This is a genomic window from Rathayibacter sp. Leaf248, assembly GCF_920939495.1.
Classification (GTDB): domain Bacteria; phylum Actinomycetota; class Actinomycetes; order Actinomycetales; family Microbacteriaceae; genus Rathayibacter; species Rathayibacter caricis.
In genome coordinates, this window is record NZ_CAKLAV010000001.1 from 2043180 (window position 1) to 2056015 (window position 12836).

Sequence of the window (12836 nt, forward strand, 5' to 3'; positions counted from 1 at the left end):
GTCGTGCCCCGTGCCCTTCCTCCTCGATCCGTTCACCTCCGGCTTCCTGTTGCGCGCCCTGCTGGGCGGCGTGCTCGTCGCCGTGCTGTGCGGCGTCGTCGGGACCTGGGTCGTGCTGCGCGGCATGGCGTTCCTCGGCGAGGCGATGGCGCACGGACTGCTCCCCGGGGTCGCGATCGCGGCCCTCCTCGGCCTGCCGCCGGTGCTCGGCGCGGCCGTCAGCGCCGGCGTGATGACCGCGGGAGTCGGCCTCGTCGCCCGCCGCCCCCGCTCCTCCCCCGACGTCACGATCGGCCTGTTCTACGTCGGGATGCTCGCGCTGGGCGTGATCATCGTGTCGCGCTCGCGCTCCTTCGCCACCGACCTCACCGCGATCCTGTTCGGCGACGTCCTCGCGATCGGCGAGGGGGATCTGCTGCTGCTGGCGGTCGCACTGGCCGTCGTCCTGGTGCTCGTCGTCGTGTTCCACCGCCCGTTCGTGGCTCTCGCGTTCGACGAGCGCGTCGCCGCGACGCTGGGCCTGCGCCCCCGACTGGCGCACGTCGTGCTGGTCGGGCTGGTCACCCTCGTGGTCGTCGCGTCGTACCAAGCCGTGGGGAGCCTCCTCGTGGTCGGCCTGCTGCTCGCGCCCGCCGCCGCCGCCGGGCACTGGACCCGCGGGATCCCCGCGACCATGGCGCTGGCCGCCGTCCTCGGCGCGGTCGCCGTCGTGATCGGGCTGCTCGTGTCCTGGTACGCCGCGACGGCCGCCGGTGCGAGCATCGCCGCGGCGTCCGTCGGGCTCGTCGTGGTCTCGGCGGCGCTGCGCGCGGGAGTCGCCCGCCTGGCCGCGCGATCGGGAGCGGCGCTGGCCGCGGTCCCGGCCGCCGCCGCCGCTCCGGTCGCCGCGGCTGCCGGCTTCGACTCCGTCCCCGCCGCCACTGCCGCGTGCGACTCCAGCTCCGCCGCCGCCTCCGTTCCGCTCGCCGCCGCTGCCGTCTCCGGTTCCGACTCCGAGTTCAACTCCGCCACCTCCTCCGCCGCCGACACGAAAGAGCCGTCCCACCCGTGACTCCCCGTTCCACCCCGCTGCTCCTCACCGCCTCGGGCGCGCTGCTCGCCCTCGCCGCCTGCTCGAGCTCCCCCGCCGCCTCCGACGCCACGGGTTCCGACGCCACGAGTTCCGGCGCCGCAGACTCCGACGGCCACGGCTACATCCAGGGCGCCGCCGAGATGCAGGAGCCGCAGCTGCGCCTCGTCACCCTGTCCGGCGCCGTGCTCAGCGCCTTCGACCCCGCCACGGAGGAGTCGGTCGAGCTCGCCGAGTTCGACGGGGACGTCACCCGGCTCGAGACCGACGGCCGCTACGCCTTCGCCTCCTCGGCCGACGGCGTGCTCCGCATCGTCGACGGCGGGGCGTGGACGGTGCCGCACGGCGACCACTCCCACTACTACCTCGCCGAGCCGCGCGTCGTGGGCGAGATCGACGGCGGTGCCGGAGAGGCGCGCGTCGCCTCCTCCGCCACCCTGACCGCGGCCTGGTTCGGCGACTCCGGAACGGGCGTCGTGCTCGACGCCGACGCGCTCGCCTCGGGCGGGATCGAGGAGCGCGGGCGGATCGAGGGCGTGCCGCACGACGGCGCGCTGCTCCCGCTGGGCGACGTGCTCGTGGGCTCCGTCGCGGAGGAGGGCGACGAGCGCGCCTCCTCCGTCGCGGTCTTCTCGGCCGACGGCGAGGCGACCGGCGACAGTGCGGAGTGCCTCGAGCTGCGCGGCTCCGCGATCACCCGGGTCGGCGCGGTCTTCGGCTGCGCCGACGGCGCGGTGCTGGCCGTCGCGGGTGACGACGGAGTCGTGTTCGAGCGCATCCCGTACCCGGAGGGGACCGTCGCCGCCGACGTCGCCGGTGCGTTCTCGTCGCGCCCGGGCCGCCCCTCGGTGGCCGCCGTGGCCGGCGAGCGCGGCGCGTGGCTGCTCGACACCCGCGCCCGCGCCTGGACCCTGATCCCCACCGCCGAGCCGCTGCTCGCGGCGAGCGCCGTCTCGGACACCGACGACACGGTGGTCGGCCTCGACCGCAGCGGCCGCGTCGTCGCCCTGATCCCGGAGGGAGGCGCCGCCGCCACGGACCCGCTGCTCGCGGCCGACCTGGTCGACGGACGCCTGCCCGCCGGAGTCTCGCTCGAGGTGGACGTGTCGCGCGCCTACGTCAACTCGCCCGCGACCGGGCTCGTGCACGAGATCGACTACGACGACGCAGCCCGCCTCGCCCGCAGCTTCGAGCTCGACGCCCGCCTGCTCGTGGAGACCGGACGATGAGGCGCCTCGCCCGTGCGCTCGCCGCCTCCGCCGCCCTCTCGCTCGGCGCTCTGACCGCGGGCTGCTCCGGGCCCGCCTCCGCCGACGGGCCGCTCGTCGTCGTCACCACGAACATCCTCGGCGACGTCGTCGAGCGTCTCGTCGGCGACCAGGCCGAGGTGATGACGCTGATGGCGCCCGACGCCGACCCGCACTCCTTCGAGATCTCGGCCAGGGAGGCGGCGCGCCTGCTCGACGCCGACCTGATCGTCTCGAACGGGCTGGGCCTGGAGGAGGGACTGCAGCAGCACGTCGACGCGGCCGCCGCCGAGGGGGTCGAGGTGGTCGCCGCGGGCGACCTCATCGAGACGCTCGCGTACACCGAGGGCGACGCGGAGGGCGAGGTCGACCCGCACTTCTGGACCGACCCGCAGCGGATGATCGACGTCGTCGACGGCCTCGAGCCGCGCCTCGCGATCGACGGAGTGGATCCCTCCGCCCTCGCCGCGAGCGTCGCCGCGTACCGGGGCCAGCTCGAAGCGCTGGACGCCGAGATGACGGCGTCGTTCGCCGCGATCCCGGAGGAGCGCCGCGCGCTCGTGACGAACCACCACGTCTTCGGCTACCTCGCCGAACGCTTCGGCTTCCGCGTGATCGGCGCGGTGCTGCCGAGCGGGACGACGCTCGCGGCGCCCAGCGCCTCCGACCTCGAGGAGCTGACCTCGGCGATCGAGGAGGCCGGAGTGCCGACGATCTTCGCCGACTCGTCGCAGCCCGACCGCCTCGTGCAGGTGCTCGCCGACGAGGCCGACCTCGACGTCGACGTCGTCGCGCTGTTCACCGAATCCCTGACCGCCCCCGACGGAGGCGCTCCCACCTACCTCGAGATGATGCGCAGCAACGAGCGCCTCCTCTCCACCGGACTGTCTCCCTGACACTCCGTCCACGCGCCGGGAACGGCTCGACCACGAAGGAACCCATGAACACCCCTCACCGCCGCGCGCTCGCCGCCGCCGCACTCGCCGCCACCGCGGCTCTCGCCCTCACCGCCTGCTCGGGCTCCGGGAACGCCGCGTCGCCCACCTCCTCCGCGGCCCCGTCGGGACCGCGCGTCGCCCTCACCTACGACGGCGGACTGCTCGTGCTCGACGGCACGACGCTGGACCTCGAGTCCGACATCGAGCTCGCGGGCTTCAACCGGGTCAACTCCGCGGGCGACGGGCGCACCGTGCTCGTGTCGACGGAGGAGGGCTTCCGGGTCCTCGACACGGGCGCCGGAGCCGGCGAGCCCGAGCTGACCGACCTGGTCTTCGACGCGCCGACCCCCGGCCACGTGGTCCGCCACGGCGGGAAGACGATCCTGTTCGCCGACGGCACCGGAGCGACCACCGTCTTCGACACCGCCGACCTCGCCCCGGCCGTGGCCGACGGCGAGCTGCCCGAGTCCGAGACGATCGAGTCCCCCGCCGCGCACCACGGCGTCTCGATCGAGCTCGAGGACGGCACCCTGCTGACCACGATCGGCGACAGCGAGTCGCGCACCGGAGTCCGCGCCCTCGACTCCTCCCGCGAGGAGATCGGCCGCAGCGAGGAGTGCCCCGCCGTGCACGGCGAGGGTGCGGCCGCCGACGAGATCGCGGTCTTCGGCTGCAGCAACGGCGTGCTCGTCTACGATGACGGCGCGTTCACGAAGATCACCGCACCGGACGCCTACGGCCGCACCGGCAACCAGTACGTGAGCGAGACCTCGGCGATCACGATCGGCGACTACAACAGCGACCCGGACGCGGAAGGCGTCGAGCTCTCCTCCGTGGTGCTGACCGACACCGTCGCCAAGACCTCCACCGTGCTCGACCTGCCCGAGGGTGTCGGCTACACCTGGCGCAGCATCGCCCGCACGAGCGACGACAACGGCCTGATCCTGGGCACCGACGGCGCGCTGCACGCCCTCGACGTGACAACCGGAGAGATCACCGCGTCGTACCCGGTCGTCGCCCCGTGGTCCGGCCCGATCGAATGGCAGGACGCGCACCCCGCGCTGGTCGTGCTCGGCGACGTCGCGTACGTGACCGAGCCCGCCACCTCCGAGATCCACGCGGTCGACACCGCGACGGGCGAGATCCTCGAGACCGCGTCCCTCCCGGGCGCCCCGATCGAGATCGCGGCCGTCGAGGGCTGATCGCCCTCCGCTGATCGAGCAGCCCGCGCAGCGCGCGTATCGAGATCCGCCAGCTCCAGGACATCGCGGGTCTCGATACGCGCCTGCGGCGCTACTCGACCAGCAGGCAGGGGCGAGAAGGCAGACATGCCACTCCCCCCTCGCTGATCGAGTAGCCCGCGGAGCGGGCGTCTCGAGATCCGCCAGCTCCAGGACATCGCGGGTCTCGATACGCGCCTGCGGCGCTACTCGACCAGCAGGCGGGCGGGAAGAAGGCGGACTCGCACCCCCCCCCTCGCTGATCGAGTAGCCCGCGGAGCGGGCGTATCGAGATCCCCCGGCTCCAGGACATCGCGGGTCTCGATACGCGCCTGCGGCGCTGCTCGACCAGCAGGCAGGGGGGAGAAGGCAGACATGCCACCCCCCCTCGCCGATCGAGTAGCCCGCGCAGCGGGCGTCTCGAGATCCGCCAGCTCCAGGACATCGCGGGTCTCGATACGCGCCTCCGGCGCTACTCGACCAGCAGGCAGGGGCGAGAAGGCAGACATGCCACTCCCCCCTCGCTGATCGAGTAGCCCGCGCAGCGGGCGTATCGAGATCCCCCAGCTCCAGGACATCGCGGGTCTCGATACGCGCCTCCGGCGCTACTCGACCAGCAGGGAAGGGGGGAAAGAGACACGCCACCCCCCCTCGCTGATCGAGTAGCCCGCGGAGCGGGCGTATCGAGATCCCCCAGCCCCAAGACATCGCGGGTCTCGATACGCGCCTGCGGCGCTGCTCGACCAGCAGGGGGCGTCAGGCCGGCTCCGCCACGCGCTCGGCGGCGGCGCGCGGGCGGGCCGCTCCGGTGAGCAGCGACACCGCCGCGACCAGCACGAGGACCACGATCATCGCGCCGCGCAGGCCGAAGTGCTCGCCCAGGAATCCGAGCAGCGGGGGCCCGACCAGGAACGCCACGTACCCGGCGGTCGCCACCGCCGCGACGGTCGCGGTCGGGTCGTCGCTGTCGGCGGCCGAGGAGAGCGTGACGGGGAAACCGAGCGCCGCGCCCAGCCCCCACAGCGCGACCGCGACTCCGGCCATCGCCGCGCTGTCCGCGAACACCACGACCGCGATACCCGCGGCCGACACCAGCGCGCTCGCCCGCAGCACGGCGACGTTGCCGAACCGGGCGAGCAGCGGACCGCCGACGAAGCGCCCGACGGTCATCGCCGCCGCGAATCCGGCGAACACGATCGTGCCGACCGTGGCGGTCGCTCCGTAGCCGTCGACCATCAGCAGCGGCAGCCAGTCCATGGCCGAGCCCTCGGCCAGCGCCAGGGCGAGCACGATCGCCCCGAGCGCGAGCACGCGCGGCTGCCGCCAGACCGGTCCGCCCGCGCGCACCGCGGCGGGCTCCCCGGGCGCTCCCGGCACGATCTTGCCCGTGTCGGTCGGCACCGAGCGGATGACCGTGACGAGCAGCGCCGCGCTGAGCGCCGCCACCGCCAGCAGCTGCCAGAGCACGGGGAAGTCGATCGCGGTCAGCCCGATGCCGGCCACCGCGCCGAGGACCGTGCCGAGGCTGAAGCATCCGTGCAGCGCGGGGAGGACCGAGCGGCCCGAGACCGCCTCGAGCGCCGCGCCCTCGAGGTTCAGCGCGATCTCGGACACGCCGATGCCGAGGCCCACGAGCGCGAGGCCGACGAAGACGCCCGGAGCCGACGAGAGGTCCGCCGCGAGACCGACGAGCGCGACTCCGCTCGTGAACGAGACGCCGCCGATCGTCACCGTGAACCGCACTCCCCGGCGCCGCACGATCGCCGCGGAGGAGAGGACGCCGGTCATCGAGCCGACCGAGAGCCCGAGCAGCACGAGCCCCATCTGCGCGGTCGAGGCGCTGAGCAGATCGCGCACGGCGGGCGTGCGGACCACCCACGACGCCATCCCGATGCCGAAGACGAGCATGAAGGCGAAGATCGCGAGGCGGCGGCGGGCGACGGAGGGGGGCATGGTTACGACCGTAGGTGCACGACAGCTGTCGGCGGAACCGGCGCGGGCCGCCGGTCGTCGCGTGGACCTCTCCGCGTCCGAGGCGATGGAGGAGGGTCGACGGTGCGGTCATCGCCGATCCGCCTGCAGAACCAAGGCTGGTCACGCCGATCCGAGCGATTCCGCCTCGTTCGAGCCCCTCAGCCTCAGTTCTGAGGGCGATCGGAGCCGCATCCGCCCACATGAACACCCCCTGTCCAGAATCCGTCGCCCGCCGCCTCCGGCCCCGGCGGCGTGCGACGCTGGAGGGTCCCCCTCCGCCCCCTCCCCCGCTTGGACTCCGTTGACCGACGTCAAGACCCCCGTGTTCCCCTGGATCGGCCTGCTCACGCTGGCCGGCGCGATCTTCGTCTCGGTGACGAGCGAGTTCCTGCCGACCGGGCTCATCCCCGACATGTCGCGCGACCTCGGCGTGAGCATCCCGCTGACCGGCCAGCTGGTCACGATCTTCGCGGCGACGGTCGTGGTGGCGACGACTCCGCTGACCCTCGTCACGCAGCGCTTCTCGCGGAAGAGCCTCGTGCTCGTCGCGCTCGGCACGATCGCGGTCGCGAACGTCCTCGCGGCCCTCGCACCGACCTTCGAGCTGCTGGTCGGCGCCCGGATCCTCGGCGGACTCGCCCACGGCCTGTTCTGGGCGGTCGTCGCCGCCTACTCCGCGCACCTCGTCGCTCCCGAGCACCTCGGCCGGGCGACCGCGATCACGGCAGGAGGCGGCTCCGCGGCGTTCGTGCTCGGCGTGCCGGTGGGCACGGCACTCGGTCACGCGTTCGGGTGGCGGCCGACCTTCGCGATCCTCGGCGGCATCGTCCTGATCCTCGCGCTCGTCGTCATCCGCTACCTCCCCGCGGTCGAGCACATCGTCCCGGTGCGCACCGGCGAGATCCGCCTCCCCGCGCGCAAGGACCGGTCTCTGCCCCGGATCCTCGGCGTCTGCCTCGTGATCCTGCTGGTGCTGATCGGCCAGAACACGCTCTCGACCTACATCACGCCGTGGCTGGAGGAGGCGCAGTTCGCGCCCGACACGATCCCGCTCGTGCTGTTCGCCTTCGGCGGTGCGGGAGCCGTGGGCCTCGTGCTCGCGGGCTTCGCGACCGACCGGTTCCCCCGCTCCGGATTCGTGGTGGCCGCCCTCGCGGTCCTCGCGGCTCTCGCGGGGCTGTCGTTCGCGGCGGGCTCCGGAGTGCCGGCGCTCGTGGTCGTCGCGGCGGTCGTCTGGAACATCGCGTTCGGAGGCATCCCCGCGATGCTGCAGACGCGGATGCTGCGGACCGCCTCCTTCCAGCTGCGCAGCCTCGCGGCCGCCCTGCAGACGACGGCGTTCAACATCGGCATCGGCGGCGGAGCGATCGTGGGCGGCCTGGTCATCGACGGCAGCGGCCTCGGCGCGCTGCCCTGGTTCGCCCTCGGCATCGTGGCCCTCGGACTCGTGGTGAGCCTGCTCGTGGAGTGGCGCGCGGGCCGGGCGGCGGCTCCGGTGCAGGGTCGGGCGGAGCGGGTGAGGAGCGACGCGACGCGCTGAGACCGCACAAGCGGCCGTTCCGGTGCCAGCGCGACCGTCAGAATCGAGTCGGTCGTCGACCGTCGATCGTGTCCCCGCGCGCGGCCACGATCCCGGGGAGGCGGGAATGGCTGCGGATCCATTCGGCCAGGTCGGGGTCGACGTACAGCGCGAGCTCGCACATGTAGCGATGGTCGACCATCAGGTCGCGCGCGTGGACGGGCTCGTGATGCGCCGCCCGGTTGCGCAGCAGCCGGAGACGCTCCATGCGCCCATGCAGCTCCCCGCGCCGACCCGTGAACATCGGGAACGCGAACCGGAGCGCCGGCTCCCACAGCGAGCGGTGGTAGCGGTTCACCAGCATTCCCTCCCAGAAGGACGCCTTGACCTCGGCGACGACATGACCGGGAGACCAGTTCCCGGCACCCCGTCGGCGTTCGAGGAAGCGGATGGCGTCGCGGATCTGGTCGGCCTCGTTCGCCCGCAGCGGCGCGGAGTCCCACCAGGACTCCTGAGACCAGTGCGCGCTGAGTTCGCGGTGCATCGAGTTCCGGACACCCACTTCGAGCGCGCCGCTCGCACCGAGGATCGCGGCACCGGCTTCGATGTTCCAGCAGTAGAGCCGGATCGCAGCGGCGGCGTCCCCGCCGGTCGAGGCGAGGTACGGCGTCAGTCGGCCGGTGCCGATGAGCTCGGCGAGACGGGTCGATTCGGCGGGGTCGAAGAGGTTCACAGTGGTCCCGGAGGTGGATCGGAGGACGAGGTCCTGGTACCGTCGGTCGGGTAAGCCCCAGACGGGACGCTCCGGCGTCGGCGCGCTGGGGCAATCATCGTTAACGGGGTGCTCTCTCGACAGCCGATGTCGTCTCGTCGGCGCGGATCACCGCAGGCGGACCCTCGGCATCGACTCGAGGAGGATCTCGCAGGTCCCCCTGGCGAGGGAGGGCGGGCGGAGCACGCGCGGGTAGCGTCGAAGACATGGCCGCGCCGACTCCTCCGCTGCACCTGCCCTACCCGGGAGCGCCCGCCGGGGAGGCGATCACCCGCTTCTTCCGCAAGTACGCGACGTTCAGCGGGCGCGCGAGCCGCGCGGAGTACTGGTGGATCATCCTCGCCACCCTGATCGTGAACCTCCTGCTGCGGTGGGCCGACGGGTCGCTGTCGCGCTACACGTTCACGACGTCGCCCTTCTCGACGGGGACGGACTTCGCGACGCCGTGGGTCACCGGGCTGTCGATCCTGATCGCCCTGGTGACGCTGATCCCCGGACTCGCGCTGATCTGGCGGCGCCTGCACGACGTGGGTCGCAGCGGCACGTGGTTCCTGATCATCCTGATCCCGATCGCGGGCTGGGTGGTGCTGATGATCTGGTTCCTGATGCCCGGCCGCGTTGAGGGCGAGCGGTTCGACACGCCGCCGGTGGAGTAGCTGCGCGGGCCCGCAGTTCTGGTGACGGGGGATCTCGATACGGCCCCTGCGGGACCTACTCGATCAGCCAGGAGGCGCGGGCCCCCTCTGCTGGTCGAGTAGCCGCGCAGCGGCATATCGAGACCCGCATCCACCAGCAGTCCCGGGAGACGGGGGATCTCGATACGGCCCCTGCGGGGCCTACTCGATCAGCAGCAGCCCCTACGCGCACCAGTCGCGCGAGACTCCGTTCACGCTGCGGGAGGTGTCGCCCGAGCCGAGGTCGACGAGCACCGTCGAGGTCGCGCTGAAGCCCGGCACCTCGGGGTAGTCGTCGGGCTCGCCCTCGACCGACACCGCCTCGACGGCCAGGAACTGCCCGTTCGGCGAGAGGCAGATGCTCCGGATGCGACCCGTCGGCGACGTGCGGAAGATCTCGGTCGTGCCGCTCGCGTCGACCCGCACGACCGAGTACTGCGTCGATCCGTCCTCGGGCGAGTACTCGGCCTCGAGCTCGACGTAGCTCGAGGATTCGAGCAGCAGCAGCTGCACCGGCGACGCGGTCGCGCTCACGTCGGCGACCGGCAGCGCGAGCGTCTCGACCGAGCCGTCGGCCAGGTCGATCAGCGCGCCGCGGTCGGGGTCCGCGACCACGAGCCGGTTCGCTCCGGGCACGAAGCCGCGCAGCTCGGCGTGCTGGCCGAGCGGGCTGATCGCTCCGGGCACGAGCAGGTCTACCAGCAGCACCGTGTCGTCGACGGAGTGGGTGACCACGGAGGTGGTGCCCGGCACGAACAGCCAGTCGCGGGCGCGCAGAGGGCCGCCGTCGATCCCGGTGACCGCGACCGCCTCGGCCTTCTGGTCGGTGAGGTCGTAGGAGTAGAGCGCTCGGTCAAGCGGCCCGGTCGGCGCCTCGCCGGTGAAGGTCCAGCCCAGCACGCCCTTCTCGGACGCCGCGTGCAGCTCGCGCACGACGCCCGGTCCGGGCAGCGGGATGACGCCCTCGTCGCCGGTGTCGAGCGCGACGGTCCGGAGGAGGTTCGTGTCGTCGGGCTCGAGGGTCGCGAGCACGAGCAGCGGGCCCACCACGACGTAGTCCTGGATGCGGTCGGCGGTGGCGACGACGCGCGCCTCCCCTCCGGACAGCGGGCGCACGCGGATCGCGTCGGGCTCGGCCGGATCGGCGGTGCGGTCGAGGGTGAAGAGGTCGGGGTCCTTCGTGGTGAAGGAGGCGGTCACGTCCGCCGTCGCGCCGGTCGCCAGGCCGCGTGCGTCGTCGATCGCGATCGAGTACTCCGTCGCGTAGCGGAGGGTGTCGGCGAAGGTGACGGTGACCACGCCGTCCTCGAGCTCGACGGCGTGCTCGGCCTCGGGAGTCACGGTGACGCGCTCGAGCGCGTCGGGAGCGAGGTCCTGATCGAGGTGCACCCGGGCCCGTCCGCCGTCGCGCTCGACCACGCCGTCGGCGCTGACCTCGAGCGAGGTCACGCGGGGGCCCTTGCCGATCGTCGCGGCGGTCAGCCCGCCGACGCCGAGCACCAGGGCCAGGGTCGCGCCCCAGAACACGCGGGAGAAGCCGCGGGCGGAGGCGGCACGCGGCTCCCGGGAGCGGCGCGGGCCCCCGTCCTCCTCCCAAGCGTCAGTAGACATACGGCATCGCCGGCTCGTCGATCTCGGCGACCGCCGACGGCTCGAGCACGACCGCCTCGGCGCTGGTCACGCTCGCGTTCGTCGCGAAGCCGCCGGACATCTCGAGCCACTGGCCCTCGGTGTAGGTGTCGGCCCAGCCCGGCTGGTACACGGGGACGCCGACCGGCTGCGCGTCGACGGCGCAGCACGTGACGACGAAGCGGGCGACGTAGAAGACGTTCTCGGGGTCGTCGGCGTCGGGGGTCACGAATCCGCTGACCGTCGCGGTCGTGCCCGCGAGGAACTGCTCGCTCGCTCCGGAGCGCAGCAGCGTGGCCCAGTCGCGCACCGAGAAGGACGCGTAGTCGCCGGTGGGCGCATCGACGACGGCGCTGGTGTCGACCGCGCTCGTGTTCACCTCGCGCTGCACGGCGGTGCCCGCGGTGAGCGCGGCGGGCGGCACCACGAGCAGCGCGACTCCCGCGGCCACGATGATCGCGACCCCGCCGAGCACCGCCAGCCGCGCCCGCCACGGGTTCCCGGCCGCGTGATCGTGCAGGTGGCCGTGCGCGTCCGACTCCTCGACACTCGCTCCCTCGCTCTCGTCGGCGCCCGGCACGATCGCGAAGGCGAGCAGCAGCAGCACCGCCGCGATCACGGCGAGGATCACCGTGAACTCGAAGTAGCGCGGGTGGATGTAGAGGCCGAGCCGGCCGGTCGCCGCGAGCCAGAGCGTCGACACGACGCCGATGACGCTGAGGACCACGCCCTTCCAGCGGGTGAGGAGTCGCTCAGAGCGCATAGTTGACCGCCAATCCGAGGACGGCGGAGCAGAGTCCGACCAGGACCGTCATCCGCACGAGGGTGGGCACCGAGAAGGTGGTGCGCAGCAGCGCCAGCATCTTGATGTCGATCATCGGGCCGAAGACGAGGAACGCGATGATGCCGCCGGGCAGGAACGTGGAGCCGAAGGACAGCACGAAGAAGGCGTCGACGTTCGAGCAGATCGAGATGACGAAGGCGAGGACCATCAGCGCGAGCACCGACCAGAGCGGGTTGCCGCCGAGAGTGGTGAGCACGTCGCGCGAGACGCCGACCTGGATCAGCCCCGCGATGGCCGAGCCGACGAACAGCGCCGGCAGCATCGCCCCGGTCTCCTCGGCGAAGAGCAGCACGCTGCGGCGGGAGCGGGCGCGGAGGGTCCCGGGGGCGCGCTCCCCCGCCTCGCAGGCCGCGCGGAAGCGGTCGGTGAGCAGCGACATCGGCTCGGAGTGGCGGCTGAAGATCCAGCCGACGAGGTTCGCGATCACGAAGCCGCCGACGATGCGCCAGACGAGGATCCCGTCCTCCCAGCCGAAGGCCTGGTAGGTCGTGATGATCGTGATCGGATTCACGATCGGTGCCGCGAGCAGGAACGTCATCGACTCCGAGACCGACAGGCCCTTCGCGATGAGCCCGCGGGCCAGCGGCACGTTGCCGCACTCGCAGACCGGGAGGAGCACCCCGAGCAGCGAGATCACCAGTCGCCGCGGCAGGGCGCGCTTGGGCAGGACCCGCAGCAGCACCGCCTCGGGCACCCAGAGCTGCACGGCGATCGAGAGCACGATGCCCAGGAACACGAACGGCAGCGACTCGATGACGACGCTGATCGAGAGGGTGAGGAAGTCGCGCATCGCGTCGGAGAGCACGTCGCCCGCGGCGTCCGGCGAGAGCAGCCGCAGCGCGACGGCGGCGGCGACGAGGGCGAGCCCGATGCCCACTCGGCGACCGGTGCGGGACCGGGGGCGGGGCGGGGCGGCGATCGACATCGCGATCCATCGTAGGCGGGGGCGG

At 72.9% G+C, this 12836-nt stretch carries 11 protein-coding genes; 6 read left to right on the forward strand and 5 right to left on the reverse strand.

Annotation, left to right across the window (positions count from 1 at the left end; all coding sequences use genetic code 11):
• Positions 1-10 precede the first annotated feature (10 nt).
• The 4 genes from aztB to aztD are packed head-to-tail and all read left to right on the forward strand — an operon-like array spanning position 11 to position 4456.
• Entirely contained in the window at positions 11-1051 is a 1041-nt protein-coding gene (aztB, locus tag LRG51_RS09920; protein ID WP_329958731.1) for a zinc ABC transporter permease AztB, read from the forward strand.
• Positions 1048-2298 carry an ABC transporter gene (locus LRG51_RS09925; RefSeq protein ID WP_230672531.1) on the forward strand — a complete coding sequence of 417 codons (1251 nt, stop codon included), beginning with the start codon at positions 1048-1050 and terminating at the stop codon, positions 2296-2298. Before aztB ends, LRG51_RS09925 begins: the two co-directional genes overlap by 4 nt.
• Positions 2295-3212, forward strand: coding sequence for a zinc ABC transporter substrate-binding protein AztC (aztC, locus tag LRG51_RS09930; RefSeq protein ID WP_230672533.1), 918 nt, complete (start codon positions 2295-2297; stop codon positions 3210-3212). The genes LRG51_RS09925 and aztC overlap by 4 nt, the downstream gene beginning before the upstream one ends.
• A 44-nt stretch (positions 3213-3256) precedes the next feature.
• Entirely contained in the window at positions 3257-4456 is a 1200-nt protein-coding gene (gene aztD / locus LRG51_RS09935) for a zinc metallochaperone AztD (RefSeq protein ID WP_230672535.1), read from the forward strand.
• Between the two features lie 774 nt (positions 4457-5230).
• Here the strand turns inward: aztD and LRG51_RS09940 are convergent.
• Positions 5231-6427 carry an MFS transporter gene (locus LRG51_RS09940; RefSeq protein WP_107574234.1) on the reverse strand — a complete coding sequence of 399 codons (1197 nt, stop codon included), beginning with the start codon at positions 6425-6427 and terminating at the stop codon, positions 5231-5233.
• Between the two features lie 322 nt (positions 6428-6749).
• Here LRG51_RS09940 and LRG51_RS09945 point away from each other — a divergent pair, with 322 nt between their 5' ends.
• Positions 6750-7988, forward strand: coding sequence for an MFS transporter (locus LRG51_RS09945; RefSeq protein WP_055785477.1), 1239 nt, complete (start codon positions 6750-6752; stop codon positions 7986-7988).
• A gap of 37 nt (positions 7989-8025) precedes the next feature.
• On the opposite strand, the gene LRG51_RS09950 is transcribed toward LRG51_RS09945, so the two are convergent.
• Complete coding sequence (locus LRG51_RS09950; RefSeq protein ID WP_055785474.1) at positions 8026-8700, reverse strand: hypothetical protein; 675 nt, start codon at positions 8698-8700, stop codon at positions 8026-8028.
• A 245-nt stretch (positions 8701-8945) separates the two neighbouring features.
• Between LRG51_RS09950 and LRG51_RS09955 the strand changes: the two genes are divergently transcribed.
• Positions 8946-9395, forward strand: coding sequence for a DUF805 domain-containing protein (locus LRG51_RS09955; protein ID WP_055785470.1), 450 nt, complete (start codon positions 8946-8948; stop codon positions 9393-9395).
• A 201-nt stretch (positions 9396-9596) separates the two neighbouring features.
• Here the strand turns inward: LRG51_RS09955 and LRG51_RS09960 are convergent, their stop codons facing one another.
• The 3 genes from LRG51_RS09960 to LRG51_RS09970 are packed head-to-tail and all read right to left on the reverse strand — an operon-like array spanning position 9597 to position 12811.
• Positions 9597-11024 carry a hypothetical protein gene (locus LRG51_RS09960; protein ID WP_230672537.1) on the reverse strand — a complete coding sequence of 476 codons (1428 nt, stop codon included), beginning with the start codon at positions 11022-11024 and terminating at the stop codon, positions 9597-9599.
• A complete protein-coding gene (locus LRG51_RS09965; protein ID WP_230672540.1) occupies positions 11014-11805 on the reverse strand; it encodes a TIGR03943 family putative permease subunit in 792 nt (263 codons plus the stop codon). Before LRG51_RS09965 ends, LRG51_RS09960 begins: the two co-directional genes overlap by 11 nt.
• Positions 11795-12811 carry a permease gene (locus LRG51_RS09970; protein ID WP_230672542.1) on the reverse strand — a complete coding sequence of 339 codons (1017 nt, stop codon included), beginning with the start codon at positions 12809-12811 and terminating at the stop codon, positions 11795-11797. The genes LRG51_RS09965 and LRG51_RS09970 overlap by 11 nt, the downstream gene beginning before the upstream one ends.
• Positions 12812-12836: the final 25 nt, after the last annotated feature.